The sequence below is a fragment of the Skermanella pratensis genome (genome assembly GCF_008843145.1).
GTDB classification, from domain to species: Bacteria; Pseudomonadota; Alphaproteobacteria; order Azospirillales; family Azospirillaceae; genus Skermanella; species Skermanella pratensis.
The window spans coordinates 2,155,423-2,169,814 of the sequence record NZ_CP030265.1 but is presented as its reverse complement, the minus strand read 5'-3'; the positions used below and the strand labels follow the sequence as shown (position 1 = coordinate 2,169,814).

Here is a 14,392-nt window from a genome sequence, read left to right as displayed (position 1 = left end):
CATAAGGCCGTCCCATGGATCGGATCACCGCCCTTGCCGCCTTCGTCCGCACCGTGGAACTGGGCAGCCAGGCCGCGGCGTCGGAGGATCTCGGCATCTCCCGGGCGATGATCGGACGCCACATCCACCAGCTCGAGGATCGGCTGGGCGTCCGCCTGCTCAACCGCACGACCCGCAAGCAGAGCCTGACCGAAGCCGGGCTGGCCTTTTTCGAGAAATGCTCCGGCATCCTGGACCAGCTCAGCGAAGCCGAGCGGGTCGCCAGCGAGTTGCAGGCGGAACCGCGAGGCACCCTGCGGGTCAATGGCCCGATGAGCTTCGGCAGCACCCATCTGGCCTCCGCCCTGGCGGCCTATTGCGAGCGCCACCCGCAAGTCAGGATCGACCTTGTGCTCAACGACCGGCAGGTCGATCTGGTGGAGGAAGGCTACGACGTAGCCATCAGGATCGCCCGCATGACCGACTCCAGCCTGATCGCCCGACGCCTCGCCCCGATCCGGCTCGCCCTGTGCGCGGCGCCCGAATACCTGCGGCGTCATGGAACGCCGCTCACGCCGGCCGACCTCGCCGGGCACAACTGCCTGCTCTATACTTATTCCCCCACTCCGCTCGACTGGACGCTGATCGGTCCCGACGGCGGCGAGACCACCATCCGCGTGACCGGAAGCCTGTCGGCCAACAACGGCGACGCGCTGGTGGCCGCGGCGGTGGCTGGACAAGGCATCGTGCGGCAGCCCACCTTCATCGTCGGGGACGCGCTCCGAAACGGGAGCCTGGTCACGGTCCTGCCGAACCACGGCCTGCCGCAGCCGAGCGCCTATGCGGTCTATCCCCACGCGCGCAACCTGTCGCCCAAAGTCAGGAGTTTCGTCGATTTCCTGGCCGCGCATTTCCGCGGAGTTCCGCCCTGGGATGTCGGCCTGGATGAGGTGTCAGCTATCCGTTAACCATCAACACTTAAAATCTCCGGTGCAAGGGAAAGGTCATGCAAGCAACCGGAGATGAATGATGCCGAAGCGCTCCGCGCCGTTCCGCGTGCTGGCGGCGTTGCTTTTTCCGATGCTCCAGACGCCTGGAGCATCCGCCCTGACCCTGACCATCCCGCCGGGAGCGGCGCCGGAGATCGTCTTCGACCATGACCGGGACGCCTGCGAGAAGTTCGACGTGCCCGACGTTCCGGCCAGCGTGTTCCGAGCCCACGACGGCACGATCCGCCTGATCGCCAGCCACTGGACCAACCGGGGCATGGCCGGTCACGACCTCGACCATCTCCGGCACTCCTGCGACATCCTGTACGAGGGCGGCAAGAACGACGACCCTTCGGCCTTCGACGACCGGAGCTGGATCACCAGCACCTATACCCTCGACGGCAGGACCGTCCATGCGCTGGTCCACAACGAGTTCCACGGTCACCGGCGCCCGGCCCTCTGCCCGTCCGGGGGATACATGGAATGCTGGTACAACACCATCACCTACGCCGTCTCGACCGACGGCGGCCGGACCTTCAAGGCGCCAGCGGGCCGCCGGCTGGTCGCGGGCGTGCCGTACCGCTACGACCCCAACCGCGGCAAACGCAGCGGCCTGTTCAACCCGGCCAACATCATCCGTCGCGGCGACCATTTCTATACGATGATGAGCGCCGCCCCGCAGGGCGATCAGGCCTTCGGCATCTGCCTGATGCGGACCGACCGCCTGGACGACCCGGCGTCCTGGCGGGCCTGGGACGGCAGCGGTTTCACCGTCCGCTTCATCGACCCCTACCGGGAAGAACCCGGCCCGGCAGGCCCGCCGGCCACCTGCACGCCGGTTCCCGGCCTGACACGACTGATGACCAGCCTCAGCCTGCACCGTCCTTCCGGCCTCTATATCGGCCTGTTCACCCACCGTCAGCCTACGGGAGCGGACGGTGCAACGGTCGACGGTATCTTCTACAGAACGAGTCCCGACCTGCTTGCATGGTCGCCGCCCCGGTTGCTGTTTCCGACGCCGGTCACCCTGAACAAAGGCTGCGACACCCGGCCGGTGGTCTATCCATCGCTGGTCGATCCGGATACCCCATCGCGCAATTTCGAGGATACGGACGACGACGCCTATATCTACATGACCCGAATCACCATGGATGGATGCAAGACCGGCTGGACCAGAAATCTAGTCCGCATCAGCGTCCATATCGACCAGTGAGCCCGCACTGATGGACAAGCCGGTTACTGGGTTATTTTCTTCAACCCTTATTCACCGACCTGCCTGTTTGGCTAAATTTATTGTTTCACGATAAGTATTCAGGTATACTTAAATTTCTTTCTAATTAAACAATACTGTCGCACCCGAATGCCTAAAATTGCCTTCGTGTGAGTACGAATATATTCTGGCGGGAACATCCACCATGGGTTCCCTCATGAAGTTCGCATCCGCGGTGATCGCCGACCCCGTCCAAGCCTTCATCATCCGCTGGAAAGCATCCGGCGCGGGAGAGCGCGCGAACTGCCAACTGTTCCTGTCGGAACTGTGTGACTTGATCCAGGTTCCCAGACCCAATCCCACGCGCGACGACGACCGCTACAATCATTATGTATTCGAGCGGAAAGTGGCGTTCCCTCGTGCCTACGGCGCGGTCAGCACGGGCAGGATCGATCTGTACAAGCGGGGCTGCTTCGTGCTGGAGGCGAAGCAGGGCAGCGATCAGAAGAACCAGTCCTTGAAGTCCCGGCGCGGCACGGCGGTCCGGGGCGGCAAGCACTGGGAGCGCACGATGAACGACGCCCGCCTCCAGGCACTCACCTACGCCCGCGCCCTGCCCTCTTCGGAAGGCTGGCCTCCCTTCGTCATCGTCGTCGATGTCGGACATTCGATCGAACTGTTCGCGGATTTCAGCCGCACCGGCATTCATTACGGCCACTTTCCCGACGCCGGAAGCCACCGCATCCTGCTCGACGATCTCACCCGGCCGGAAATCCGCAACCGCCTCGCCAAGGTCTGGACGGCGCCCCTCGACCTGGATCCTTCCCGGAGCAGGATGATGCTGCCCCGACGCGCCGCGGACCGGATGACGGCGTCCCGGCACATCACGGCCGTTGTTCCCGCACAGGGGTTCTGACGGATAGAGTTGTCACCCCATGATGGCGCCAATCGTCCGCAGATGAGAATACTTCATTCTACAAAGAGGCGGCGTTGACTGATTTTATCTTCCACAGATGCGCGCAGATGGACACAGATATTTCACCTTTATGTGTGTCCATCTGCGCGCATCTGTGTAAAAGTTAACTTGATACCAGTTTCGGAAGCTGATTACCGGGCGCCCTGGAAGCTGTCGAAATGGAGCTTGGAAGCGAAGACCACCGCCTGGGTGCGGCTGTAGACCTTGAGCTTCTGGAGGATCGCGGAGACATGGGCCTTGACCGTCGTCTCGGCGATGTTCAACTCGAACGCGATCTCCTTGTTCAGCTTGCCGGTGCCGAGCATTTCCAGCACGCGGAGTTGCTGGGCCGTCAGGGTCGCGATCCGGCGGGCGATCTCCGCGTCGTCGTCCCGGCCGTTGCACTCCGTCGTACGCTCCTCGCGCTGGATGTGCGGGGGGACATAGACGTTGCCCTTGATGACGGTGCGCAGGGCTTCAGCCATCTGCTCGCGTGGGGTCGATTTGGGGATGAAGCCGACGGCGCCGTAATCGATCGCCTGGTAGACCAGCTTGGCATCCTCGTGCGCGGAGACGATCACGACGGGGAGGGCCGGAAACTGGGCGCGGAGCGCGAGCAGCCCGCTGAAGCCGTTCACCCCCGGCATGGAAAGATCGAGCAGCGCCAAGTCGAAATCACCCTGCGCGCGGATGGCCTCGATCGCCTCCTCAAGGTTGGAGGCTTCCGTAGGAAGGCTGCCCTCGACCGAAAGCGAGAGCGCAGTCTTCAGGGCGTCTCGAAACAGCGGATGGTCATCCGCGATCAGAACCTTGCACATGGCTGCTTATAGCGCTCGTTGTAGCGGCGTTTCCTGGGAGCCGAGTGTGCTTCGGGTTACGGCACGATGCAAGATGGAACTCGTCACAAAAGCATGGCTCTTCAGGGAAGGGGCCGGTTCGCACCGGCCCCCGCAACCATCCCGACCTGCTTCCCGTATCCTGGACGGGCGTCAGGCCTTCGGCAGCTTGAACACCCAGAGCATGCCGCCCTGGTTGATGTCCTTGACCTTCTTGGCGACCTCGCCACCCCACAGCGGGACGGCGCCGCCCCAGCCAGACACGACCGAGACATACTGCTCGCCGTCCATCTCCCAGGTGACCGGGCTGCCGACGATGCCCGACCCGGTGTTGAACTTCCACAGCTCCGTGCCGGTCTTGGCGTCGAAGGCCTTCAGGAAGCCTTCCGGCGTGCCGGTGAAGACCAGGTTGCCGGCCGTGGTCAGGACGCCGCCCCACAGCGGAGCGGGGTTCTTGTATTCCCACACGATCTTGCCGGTCTTCGGGTCGACCGCGCGGAGCGCGCCGATATAGTCGTCGAACAGGGGCTTGATGGTGAAGCCGGCGCCCAGATAGGCCGCACCCTTCTTGTAGGTGATCGGCTCGTTCCAGATATCCATGCCCCACTCGTTGGCCGGGACGTAGAACAGGTCGGTTTCCGGGCTGTAGGCCATCGGCATCCAGTTCTTGCCGCCCAGGAAGCTTGGGGCCGCGAAGATCGGCTTGCCCTGCCCGGCCGAGGCGCCGCCGCCGTCCATCGGGTTCGGCGGACGGTTCTCCTCGTTGTAGATCGGACGGCCCGTGTCGAGGTCGAAGCCCTTCGCCCAGGAGGTCTGGGTGACGAACGGCGTGGCGCTCAGCAGCTTGCCGTTGGTCCGGTCGATCACGAAGAAGTAGCCGTTGCGGTCGGCCTTGGCGCCGGCCTTGATGGTCTTGCCGTCCTTCTTCAGGTCGAACGAGATGAACTCGTTGACGCCGTCGAAGTCCCAGCCGTCATGGGGCGTGGTCTGGAAGTGCCACTTGATCTCGCCATTGTCCGGGTTGATCGCCAGCGTGGACGAGGTGTACAGGTTGTCGCCCGGCCGCAGGTGCGAGTTCCAGGGCGCCGGGTTGCCGGTGCCGAAGAAAAGCTGCTTGGTCTCGGGGTCGTAGGTGCCGCCCAGCCAGGTGGCGCCGCCGCCGGTCTGCCACAGGTCGCCCGTCCATGTGGCGTTCTTGACGCCGGTCATGGTGCTTTCCTTGCCGTTGAGGGTCCCCATGTTCCCCTCGATGGTCGGCCGGGTCCAGATCACCTCGCCGGTCTCGGCGTCACGGGCCTCGACCGCGCCCAGCACGCCGAACTCGCCGCCGGAATTGCCGGTGATGATCTTGCCGTCGACGATCAGCGGCGCCGCGGTCATCGAGTAGCCCGCCTGGTAGTCGGCGACCTTCTTGTTCCAGACGACCTTGCCGGTGTCCTTGTTGAGGGCGACCAGACGGGCGTCGAGCGTGCCGAAATAGACCTTGTCGCCCAGGATGGCGGCGCCGCGGTTGACCACGTCGCAGCACGGCATGATGCCCTCCGGCAGGCGCGCCTCGTACTGCCACTTCTTCTCGCCGGTGCGCGCGTCCAGCGCGAACAGGCGGGAGTAGGAACCGGTCACGTAGATCGTGCCGTCATGGACGATCGGCTGCGACTCCTGGCCGCGCTGCTTCTCGCCACCGAACGAGAAGGCCCAGACCGGGGTCAGCTTCTTGACCGTGTCGGGGTTCAGCGCCTTCAGCGGGCTGTGGCGCTGGCCCTGGTGGCCCATGCCATAGGTCAGCACGTCGCCGGGAGTCTGGGCATCCTTCAGGATGTCCTCGTTGGTCGGGCCGGCGGCCTGCGCGGCACCCGTCGCCAGACCGAAGGCGAGCCCGCCGGCAACGGCGCCCGCCACGGCATAAGACGTCTTCATTCGCTTCATAAAGTCAGCCTCCCTCAAGAGCACACGACGCCGGCGCCGGGCCACCGGGCGGCCGCCGGAGCAACCCCGCCCCGACAGCCAAGCCCCGGCCTTGCCACATCTTCCCGGCCCCGCAGGCCTGTTTGTCCTTGGTCGGGGAGCTTAACCTCATGCCGGTCCCAAGCAATTGGCAAAAAGTACAATAGGTTTAGAGGTACAAAATAAATGAAACGCAAATCATCCCGCGTCCGTAAGGAAGCGGGATGAGCCAGTTCGGACCCTGTTTAGTTCACGCGCGGCAATACAGATTGTTCTATTTTTGGATACAGATGCGCCACCGAGCGCGTGAATTCCTCCCGAAGGACGTTGAGAGCAGCGAATCGTGCCGGAATCTCGGTCGCCATGACTTCGTTCATGTCCAGGCCTGCCTCGGCCGCCCCGCGCAGGGTCGCGTCGAGCCAGGTCAGGTAATCCCGGGTCTGGCCGATCGCGGCTTCGTCGGACCGGACGGTGCCGTGGTTGGGCACCAGCACGGCGATATCCAGCGACTCCAGTTCGTCGAGCGATCGGAGCCATCGCGCGATGTCGGCGTGCGGCGTGGTCGGCGTCCGGTCGGAAAACACGAGCCCGCCCGCGAAGAGGACGCCGGTGGTCTCGTCGAACAGCGCGAGATCGGCCGCAGTGTGCCCGTCCAGCGGCATCAGGCGAAGCCTGTGCCCGCCATAGACGACGGTGGCGCCCAGCACGGGTTCGGTCGGGACGACCGCTTCGGTTCCCCGCATCCAGTCGCCGATCAGCCGGTACATGTTCTCGGTGACCGCCGGCCCGTCGCTGCGGATGCCGTCGATGGTGCCGGGAAGGGCGGCGATAGGCACGTCGGCGAAGGCCTGGGAGCCGAGGAAATAGTCAGGATGAAGGTTGCTGACGAAGACCTTGGCGATCGGCCGCGAGGTCACCCGGCCGATCGCGGCCCTCATCTCCTCGCCGTAGCGGCGGCTGGGGCCGGTCTGGATGACGATGACCCCGTCGTCGGTGACGATGAAGCCCGAGTTGAGGATGTTTCCGCCGTTAGAGGCGGTGAAGTGCTCCGCGGCCCCCTCGAAGACGTAGGTGTCGGCCGCGATCCGGCGCGCCTCCAACCCGTACTCCCGCCCGGCGGCCAGGACGCTATCCGCCGGCATCAGGATCAGGCACAGCAGCCCGACGGCACCCTTGAGCGCGCCTCTCATCGCAGGACGGGGGCCAACGCGCTCTGCCGCCACGGCAGGGGAACCTCGGCCTCGATCTCCGTGCCGTTGTTGTCACGGCCCTCGATGCCGAGGGAGCGGCTGCCGGGCGACGGCGACACCTCGACGGTGAAGACCGGGTTCTCGGCGACCGGCTCGAAGCTGTCGATCCGCGCCAGCTCGCGCCCGTCGGCGTCCCGGATCGCCAGATCCTCCAGGTAGAAGGCCGGGATGCCCGGCGCCAGTCCGGTATCCATCGGGTGCCGCACCCGAAGGCGCAGCCGGGTGGAGTCGCTCCCGGCCCCCGACCCCGCCCAGGCGCGGGCCTGCACCTCGCCGAGATGCCGCTCCCAGGTCGGATCGCCGTGGGCCAGCGCGGGCGAGGTGCAGCCGCCGCCCGCCGCGTCGACGAACACCCCGCCCACATGCCAGACACCGTCGGGCGTCCGCGCCGCCGCCCGGATCGGGGTCGCCTGCTGAAGCTTGAGACGCAGCGCTATGGTCGGGCGGGCTGCGACCGGGCGATAGTTGAGGATGCGCGGGATCGGGTTCATGTCGGCGAAGACGACGATCTCCTCCACCGTGCCCAGGGCCGTCGCATCGACCGATACGGGCACGTTCAGCGCATCCTCGGCACTCGCCGGGGCGGATACAAGGACGCGGTCGTCGAACCGGACCGGCCCGCCGCCCAGGATCACGGCATGCATGTCGTCCCACATCACGGAGCGGAGGGGATCGGGCTCGGCGCCGACGGCGGTCGCAGCCGAGGTCGCCAGCACCACCGCGGTCAAGCCTGCCCCAAGGGTGTTCAGCACGCGCGCTCTCCCTATCTTATGCGCCCCTATGCTTCGTGGGGGCGTCCGCTTCGGGTCTTCCGTTCTATTCCGGTCTAGGGCGCCGGCCGGTTGTGCGTCAGCCCGTGACTCCGGTAGATTTCCGTCACCTTACCACTTTCGAGAAGTTCGGTCACGATGTCCCCGACCCGGTAGCCGAGGTCGCGGGCGTCGTGCTTCACCGCCAAGCCGATCGGCCACTCCGCAGGGGAGAGGTTCGGGGCCGGCATCGATCCGATCGGGAACTTGGCCCGGTCGGGACCCAGCGCTCCCTCCAGCTCGCTCAACGGGGCGAAGACCGCCGCCACGGCACCGGTGCGCAGGCCGGCGACCGCCTGCCCGACGGTGGTGTAGTGAACGACATTCGCCGCGAGCCGGCCGCCGAAGGCGCCGCTCAGGTAGAAATCGGGAACGGTATCCAGTTCGACCCCGATCTTCTCGGTCTGGAACACCGGGAACCCGGCGGTTTCCGAAATGCGCCCGGGATCGCGGGCGACGGCGTAGGTTTCCCGCTGGTATGGCCCGAAGATGACGACCAGATCGTTTCGCTGCGCGAACGACCGGTTGACCGGCACATGCATCATGATGTCGGCCACGCCGCCGCCCAGGATCGGACCCTTCCAGACGGCGTTGCGCAGGTCGTCGTCCATGGTCTCGTCGGCCGTCAGCTCCATGAAGTCGACCCGCAGCCCGAGCTTCTCGCCGATCGCCTTGCCCAGATCGACGTCGGCGCCTTTCAGGACGCCATCCTCACGGTAGGAGAAAGGCGGAAAATCCCGGTAGACGGCGATCCGCACCATCCCGCGCGCCACCACGTCGTCCAGCGGCACGGCCAGGGCCGGAGCGGATGCCGCAGCCGTGAGGACGACGGCGGCGGCCAGGGCGCGGCACCAGGAAGCGATCATCCCCGACATGGACACGCTCACTGCTCGGCGACGGTTTCGAGCCAGGCGCGAATCGTCCAGAGGGCTTCCTGTCCCAGGGCTTCGTCGAACTTGGGCATATAGGTCACGCCGTTGCGGATCGCGCCGTTGACCACCCGCTCCTTGAACCACTCGTCGCCGCTGTCGCCCGGCTCCAGGAAGCGCAGGTCCGGCGCGATGCCGCCCGAGACGGCGCCGAGGCCGTGGCAGCGGGCGCAGTTCTGGTTGAACGCCGATTTGCCGATCTCGATGGCCCGCTCGTTGCCGCGGTAGGGATTGCTCTCCCGCCATTCCGCGCCCAGCGGCTCCAGACCGGTGGTGTCGACCGCCTGGGGAGTGACGTCGCCATGGGCGAAGGCGCCGGTCGAGGCGGCAACGAGGCCGCCCAGCAGAAGGGCGGCGGCGGAGAGCCGGACAAACCGAGCGTTCATTATCAGGTCCTTTCGCAAACAGCGGTGATCGCTTCGTTGCGGCGGATCATATCCAGGACGGGCCTGAAGACTAATTGGACTATGGTAGGAGCCGGCCGCTGCTGAGATTACCCAAGTATTGAGTGGACAAGGCTTTTTGCCCAAAGTACTGGATCAGTCCGGCATGGTTCCAAAGTCTAATGCGCCGCACACCGCCGATGCCGATACCTTGGCTGCGTTCGTCAGCTCTAGGGGAAGAGGCATTATGAAGATCGCGAAGGTTGCGTCGGCGGCGGCAGTCGTGACGGCGGTTCTGGCCGGGCCGGCGCTTGGGCAGACGGTTTTCGTTTCGAACGAGAAGGACAATACGCTGAGCGTGATCGATGCCGGCACCCTTCAGGTGACGAAGACCATCAAGGTCGGCAAGCGCCCGCGCGGGATCACGCTGAACGCCGACGGCAGCCTTCTTTACATCTGCGCCAGCGACGACGATACCGTCCAGGTTCTCGACGTCGCGACGGGCAAGATCCTGCACGACCTTCCCTCCGGCGAGGATCCGGAACAGTTCGCGCTCCACCCCGACGGCAACCATCTTTTCGTCTCCAACGAGGACGACAATGTCGTGACGGTCGTGGACATTCCGCAGCGGAAGGTGGCCTACCAGATCGAAGTCGGCGTGGAACCGGAAGGCATGGCGGTCAGCCCGGACGGCAACTGGGCGGTCAATACGTCGGAAACGACCAATATGGTCCACTGGATCGACACGGCCAAGCGGTCCCTGGTCGACAACACCCTGGTGGACGCGCGGCCGCGCCACGCCGAATTCTCCAGGGACGGGTCGAAGCTGTGGGTGTCGGCGGAGATCGGCGGCACGGTGTCGGTGATCGACACGGCGACCAGGAAGGTGGAGCACACCGTCCAGTTCGCGATCAAGGGCGTCGCCAAGGACAATATCCAGCCGGTCGGCGTCAAGCTGACCGACGACGGGCGCTACGCCTTCGTGGCGCTCGGCCCGGCCAACCACGTGGCCGTGGTCAACGCCACGACCTTCGAGGTGGAGAAGTACCTGCTGGTCGGCCGCCGCGTCTGGCACCTGGAGTTCACCCCGGACCAGAAGCGGCTTTTCACGTCGAACGGAGTCAGCAACGACGTGTCGGTGATCGATGTGGGCACCATGAGCGTGTTAAAGTCGATCCCGGTCGGCCGCTATCCTTGGGGATTGGCGATCAAGGGATAGATGTATGCAAGAACGTGGCGGGTCCGGAATAGGGCCCGGAGGAAACGCAAGGGATAGATGACCGCACCCGCATTGGAGATCGAAGGGCTCAGCTACGGTTATGGCCGAGGCTTCGCCCTGGACGACGTGTCCTTCCGTGTGAACGAGGGCGAGTTCACCGCCCTGCTGGGGCCGAACGGCGCGGGCAAGACGACGCTGTTCTCGCTGATCACCCGCCTGTTCGAGGCGCCGCGCGGGTCCATCCGCGTCTGCGGCATCGCGCTGCGCGACCAGCCGACCCGCGCGCTGGCCCGGATGGGCGTGGTGTTCCAGCAGCCCACGCTGGACCTCGACCTGACCGTCCGCCAGAACCTTCATTACTTCGCGGCCCTGCACGGCATCGGTCGGCGCGATGCCGCCAACCGCATCGACGAGGCGCTGGAGCGTCTCGACATGGCCGAGCGCGACGGCGAGAAGGTGCGCCAGCTGAACGGCGGCCACCGCCGCCGGGTCGAGCTGGCTCGGGCACTGCTCCACCGACCGGACCTGCTGGTTCTGGACGAGCCGACAGTGGGACTGGACGTCCCGGCCCGCCGCGGCATCGTCGAGCATGTCCACGCGCTGTGCCGGACCCAGGGCATGGCGGTGCTGTGGGCGACCCACCTGATCGACGAGGTTCATGCCGACGACCGGGTGGTCGTGATCCACAAGGGCCGCATCCTGGCCGACGGCAGCGTCAGCGAGGTGAACCGGACGAACGCCTCGGCGAACCTGACCCAGACCTTCCACCGGCTGATCAACCAGGTGGCCGCATGAACCTGCATTACTGGCGCGCCCTCAACGGCATCGTGACCCGCGAGGTTTTGCGGTTCCTTCACCAGCGCGAACGCTTCCTGGCGGCCCTGGTCCGCCCGCTGGTCTGGCTGATTGTGTTCGCGGCCGGTTTCCGGGCGGCGCTCGGCCTGTCGATCATCCCGCCCTACGAGACCTACATCACCTACGAGACCTACATCATCCCCGGGCTGGTCGGGATGATCCAGCTGTTCAACGGGATGCAGAGCTCGCTGTCCATGGTCTACGACAGGGAGATGGGCAGCATGCGGACGCTGCTGGTCAGCCCCCTGCCCCGCTGGTTCCTGCTGACCGCCAAGCTGCTGGCCGGAACCGCCGTGTCGATCCTCCAGGTCTATGCCTTCCTGGCGATCGCCGCCGCCTTCGACATCATCCTGCCGCCCCTGGGCTACCTGACGGTGCTGCCGGCCCTGGTCGTCAGCGGGCTGATGCTGGGCGCGGTCGGCATGCTGCTGTCCTCCACCATCAAGCAGCTGGAGAACTTCGCGGGAGTCATGAACTTCGTGATCTTCCCGACCTTCTTCCTGTCCTCGGCGCTCTATCCGCTCTGGAAGATGCAGGAATCCAGCGTGCTGCTCTACCAGATCTGCGCCGCCAACCCGTTCACCCACGCGGTCGAACTGATCCGGTTCGCCCTCTACGTCCAGATCAACTGGGAGTCGCTGGGCTGGACCGCGCTGGCGCTCGCCGTGTTCCTGGCCGCCGCCATCTATGGCTACAACCCGGCCCGCGGCTTCATGCCGCGGAAGGCCCAGGCGGATTGAGAATTCCGAAGCATCCGGCCCGCCGGTCGGGGGCGGGACGCTTCGATGGGAAGTTCGGCACGCCATCAAGGCTTGTGTCGATCATCGTGCGCTCCATGGCGCGGAATCAGAAAGGGCCGTCGGTTGGCCCTCATTTGCATTCCAGGTGGCTCCAGTCGACTACCGCCCATCGAATCTACGTGAATTCCCCGGCTTCACGCCGAAATCGATTATGAACTGCTGTACTCCGCTCTGCCTGCATATCTTTCCACGCCGACGTAGCAACCCGCTCCCCCCCCCGAAGGACAAGATTTAGGAGCGAAGGGTCGGCTCTCCATGAGGCACCGGCTAACGCGCTTCAATCGTGCGCCGGTGTGGACTGCGGCCCGCTGCCGAGCGGTTCGGGCAGGTGGTATAAAGGTACCGGGCCGTCATAACCAACCCAGCTGCAGGGGCAGTTCGAGACCCAGGGCGCGGCCCTCGACGGCCTGTTCAAAGAGCTCGATACCGCTCTTGCTGCCATTAAACCCGATCTTGTCGGCCCGATCCTCAGCAGCATCGTCGAAACCGTAAAGACCTCTCCCCTGGGTGACATGCTGACGCTCGACCAGCGGATGAAGGACAACTCCTTCACCTTCGTGCTCGGCGGAAACTGACGGTCACGGCACGCAGCCGTGACTTTATGGGTAAATCGTTCGGCGGGATGTTGCCCAATCCGGCGGCGCGGGTTAAACCTTCGGTACGAAACCGCAGCCGCCCGTGTTGCCTGAAGGCGCTCTTCCGGAACCCTGTTGATGACATCGAGCCCGAACGCCTCGCCCCGAACCTCGCCGGCCCATACGATCGCCATCTACAACCACAAGGGCGGCGTCGGAAAGACGACGGTTTCGCTGAACCTGTCCGTGTGCCTCGCGGCGGCGGGATACCGTTGCCTGCTGGTCGACATCGACCCGCAGCAGAGCAGCACGACCGTTCTGTCGCGCACGGGTGCGTCGCCCAATCTGGTGGACGTCATCCGCAAGCAGGCGGTGATCGAGGATGCGCTGCACGAGACCGTGGTTCAGAACCTGTGGATCATCCCTTCCACCCGGGCGCTGACCTTGCTGGAAACCGGGCTGGACGACCGGGTCAGGCCCAACCACGGGCTCAAGCGCTACCTGACGTTCTCGGAGGACCGCTTCGATTTCGTCGTGATCGACTGTCCGCCGGCCATGGGCCTGCTGTCGCTCAGCGCGCTGATCGCCGCCGACAGCGTGCTGATCCCGACCACGTCGGGCGCCTTCTCGATCCAGGGCGTGCAGCGGACGGTGGAGACCGTGAACGCGCTTCGCGGCGGCCTCAGCCCCGGTCTCGTGGTCAACGGCATCCTGGTATCGCTGTTCGAGGGGACCCGCCGCGACCAGCAGACGCTGAAGGATCTGGGAAGCCAGTTCTCCGGCCTGCTGTACCGGAACCGGATCCGCTTCGATCCGGAGATCCTGAAGGCCGAGGTCAAGCGGGCGCCCTCGACCCTGTTCAACCGCGGCACCCATTCGACCCAGGACTACATATTCCTGACCGCCGAACTGCTGGGCCGCGTCCACCGGCATCGGCGCCTGCCGGACGCCGAGTTCTCGTTCGACACAGTCACTCAGACGATCACCGAGACGCTGGCGAAGCCGGAGTTCACCACCCTGGCGCCCGATGGCGAGGGGGATGCGGGGGGTGTCGATCCGGAGAAGCCGGGGTCGGGCGGCTCGGAGGCCGAGGTCCTTGACGGCGGCCGGCGAGGCGGGCGCGTCAGGCAGATGGCGCTAGCGGCGGCCATCTTCGTTGCCGGGATGGTCTGCGGCGGGTCGCTCGCGACATGGCTCGGGCCGGAAACCCTTGCCATGTTCCAGACCGCCGGGGCCGGCGACTGAACGTCCGGCCTTCTCCATCGGATTCTTCCCGCCCGGACCGTGCCGGACGGGCAGTTGGATCAGGCGGTGGTCCGGGCTGTCCGCGGGCGCGCGGAGCCGGCGGCGCGGTGATCGCCGATCTGCCTGATGCGCGCCACCACGCGCTTCCACGCGCGATCCAGCGGGGTGAGATCTTCCAGCTTTTCGCTGGGGCGATTGTACTTGTCACCGCACAGAGAGAGGATGACCATGATGCGAAGTCCCAAAGCTCGGTTCAGAGACTTCAAATCTAAGCATTCTCAGGGTTCGCACCATCCCCGTTTGCTGCAACGCAGCATCGCGGCGCATGAATGACGGCATTCATGAATGCTAAACTTTTACGTGCAGCCGGCGGCCAGCCACGAACTTCCAGTCATATGTCCCCCCGTGGAATCC

Annotated in this window: 14 protein-coding genes; 7 read left to right on the top strand and 7 right to left on the bottom strand. The window is 65.4% G+C overall.

Annotated elements, in window-relative coordinates; all coding sequences use genetic code 11:
• Positions 1 to 14: 14 nt before the first annotated feature.
• The 3 genes from DPR14_RS09765 to DPR14_RS09755 all read left to right on the top strand — a co-directional run bounded on the left by DPR14_RS09765 (position 15) and on the right by DPR14_RS09755 (position 3,094).
• The gene (locus DPR14_RS09765) at positions 15 to 947 is read left to right on the top strand and encodes a LysR family transcriptional regulator (RefSeq protein ID WP_158044961.1); all 933 of its coding nucleotides are present in this window, start codon (positions 15 to 17) and stop codon (positions 945 to 947) included.
• A gap of 58 nt (positions 948 to 1,005) precedes the next feature.
• Positions 1,006 to 2,181 (top strand): hypothetical protein, encoded by a 1,176-nt coding sequence (locus DPR14_RS09760; protein WP_158044960.1) that lies wholly within the window; start codon positions 1,006 to 1,008, stop codon positions 2,179 to 2,181.
• A gap of 202 nt (positions 2,182 to 2,383) precedes the next feature.
• The gene (locus DPR14_RS09755) at positions 2,384 to 3,094 is read left to right on the top strand and encodes a type IIL restriction-modification enzyme MmeI (RefSeq protein ID WP_192499386.1); all 711 of its coding nucleotides are present in this window, start codon (positions 2,384 to 2,386) and stop codon (positions 3,092 to 3,094) included.
• Positions 3,095 to 3,285: 191 nt separating this feature from the next.
• Here DPR14_RS09755 and DPR14_RS09750 read toward each other — a convergent pair whose 3' ends face one another.
• The 6 genes from DPR14_RS09750 to pedF all read right to left on the bottom strand — a co-directional run bounded on the left by DPR14_RS09750 (position 3,286) and on the right by pedF (position 9,287).
• The gene (locus DPR14_RS09750; RefSeq protein ID WP_158044958.1) at positions 3,286 to 3,951 is read right to left on the bottom strand and encodes a response regulator transcription factor; all 666 of its coding nucleotides are present in this window, start codon (positions 3,949 to 3,951) and stop codon (positions 3,286 to 3,288) included.
• Between the two features lie 171 nt (positions 3,952 to 4,122).
• Complete coding sequence (locus tag DPR14_RS09745; protein ID WP_158044957.1) at positions 4,123 to 5,895, bottom strand: methanol/ethanol family PQQ-dependent dehydrogenase; 1,773 nt, start codon at positions 5,893 to 5,895, stop codon at positions 4,123 to 4,125.
• Positions 5,896 to 6,158: 263 nt separating this feature from the next.
• Entirely contained in the window at positions 6,159 to 7,103 is a 945-nt protein-coding gene (locus DPR14_RS09740; protein ID WP_158044956.1) for a quinoprotein relay system zinc metallohydrolase 1, read from the bottom strand.
• The gene (locus DPR14_RS09735) at positions 7,100 to 7,915 is read right to left on the bottom strand and encodes a quinoprotein dehydrogenase-associated SoxYZ-like carrier (RefSeq protein ID WP_246149095.1); all 816 of its coding nucleotides are present in this window, start codon (positions 7,913 to 7,915) and stop codon (positions 7,100 to 7,102) included. The genes DPR14_RS09740 and DPR14_RS09735 overlap by 4 nt, the downstream gene beginning before the upstream one ends.
• Before the next feature lie 74 nt (positions 7,916 to 7,989).
• Complete coding sequence (locus DPR14_RS09730; RefSeq protein ID WP_158044955.1) at positions 7,990 to 8,847, bottom strand: substrate-binding periplasmic protein; 858 nt, start codon at positions 8,845 to 8,847, stop codon at positions 7,990 to 7,992.
• A gap of 8 nt (positions 8,848 to 8,855) precedes the next feature.
• Positions 8,856 to 9,287 carry a cytochrome c-550 PedF gene (pedF, locus tag DPR14_RS09725; protein WP_158044954.1) on the bottom strand — a complete coding sequence of 144 codons (432 nt, stop codon included), beginning with the start codon at positions 9,285 to 9,287 and terminating at the stop codon, positions 8,856 to 8,858.
• Between the two features lie 244 nt (positions 9,288 to 9,531).
• Between pedF and DPR14_RS09720 the strand changes: the two genes are divergently transcribed.
• The 4 genes from DPR14_RS09720 (at position 9,532) to DPR14_RS09705 (ending at position 13,978) form a co-directional block, all read left to right on the top strand.
• Entirely contained in the window at positions 9,532 to 10,503 is a 972-nt protein-coding gene (locus DPR14_RS09720; protein ID WP_158044953.1) for a YVTN family beta-propeller repeat protein, read from the top strand.
• Between the two features lie 57 nt (positions 10,504 to 10,560).
• Complete coding sequence (locus DPR14_RS09715; protein ID WP_158044952.1) at positions 10,561 to 11,298, top strand: ABC transporter ATP-binding protein; 738 nt, start codon at positions 10,561 to 10,563, stop codon at positions 11,296 to 11,298.
• Entirely contained in the window at positions 11,295 to 12,098 is an 804-nt protein-coding gene (locus DPR14_RS09710) for an ABC transporter permease (RefSeq protein WP_158044951.1), read from the top strand. Before DPR14_RS09715 ends, DPR14_RS09710 begins: the two co-directional genes overlap by 4 nt.
• 773 nt (positions 12,099 to 12,871) lie before the next feature.
• Positions 12,872 to 13,978 (top strand): ParA family protein, encoded by a 1,107-nt coding sequence (locus tag DPR14_RS09705; protein WP_158044950.1) that lies wholly within the window; start codon positions 12,872 to 12,874, stop codon positions 13,976 to 13,978.
• Between the two features lie 59 nt (positions 13,979 to 14,037).
• Here DPR14_RS09705 and DPR14_RS27305 read toward each other — a convergent pair whose 3' ends face one another.
• Positions 14,038 to 14,208 (bottom strand): hypothetical protein, encoded by a 171-nt coding sequence (locus tag DPR14_RS27305; RefSeq protein ID WP_192499385.1) that lies wholly within the window; start codon positions 14,206 to 14,208, stop codon positions 14,038 to 14,040.
• Positions 14,209 to 14,392 lie beyond the last annotated feature (184 nt).

Coding starts and splice junctions, on each gene's coding strand:
- DPR14_RS09765 (WP_158044961.1), top strand. CDS start 15: ATGGATCGGATCACCGCCCTTGCCGCCTTCGTCCGCACCGTGGAACTG.
- DPR14_RS09760 (WP_158044960.1), top strand. CDS start 1,006: ATGATGCCGAAGCGCTCCGCGCCGTTCCGCGTGCTGGCGGCGTTGCTT.
- DPR14_RS09755 (WP_192499386.1), top strand. CDS start 2,384: ATGGGTTCCCTCATGAAGTTCGCATCCGCGGTGATCGCCGACCCCGTC.
- DPR14_RS09750 (WP_158044958.1), bottom strand. CDS start 3,951: ATGTGCAAGGTTCTGATCGCGGATGACCATCCGCTGTTTCGAGACGCC.
- DPR14_RS09745 (WP_158044957.1), bottom strand. CDS start 5,895: ATGAAGCGAATGAAGACGTCTTATGCCGTGGCGGGCGCCGTTGCCGGC.
- DPR14_RS09740 (WP_158044956.1), bottom strand. CDS start 7,103: ATGAGAGGCGCGCTCAAGGGTGCCGTCGGGCTGCTGTGCCTGATCCTG.
- DPR14_RS09730 (WP_158044955.1), bottom strand. CDS start 8,847: ATGTCGGGGATGATCGCTTCCTGGTGCCGCGCCCTGGCCGCCGCCGTC.
- pedF (WP_158044954.1), bottom strand. CDS start 9,287: ATGAACGCTCGGTTTGTCCGGCTCTCCGCCGCCGCCCTTCTGCTGGGC.
- DPR14_RS09720 (WP_158044953.1), top strand. CDS start 9,532: ATGAAGATCGCGAAGGTTGCGTCGGCGGCGGCAGTCGTGACGGCGGTT.
- DPR14_RS09715 (WP_158044952.1), top strand. CDS start 10,561: ATGACCGCACCCGCATTGGAGATCGAAGGGCTCAGCTACGGTTATGGC.
- DPR14_RS09710 (WP_158044951.1), top strand. CDS start 11,295: ATGAACCTGCATTACTGGCGCGCCCTCAACGGCATCGTGACCCGCGAG.
- DPR14_RS09705 (WP_158044950.1), top strand. CDS start 12,872: ATGACATCGAGCCCGAACGCCTCGCCCCGAACCTCGCCGGCCCATACG.
- DPR14_RS27305 (WP_192499385.1), bottom strand. CDS start 14,208: ATGGTCATCCTCTCTCTGTGCGGTGACAAGTACAATCGCCCCAGCGAA.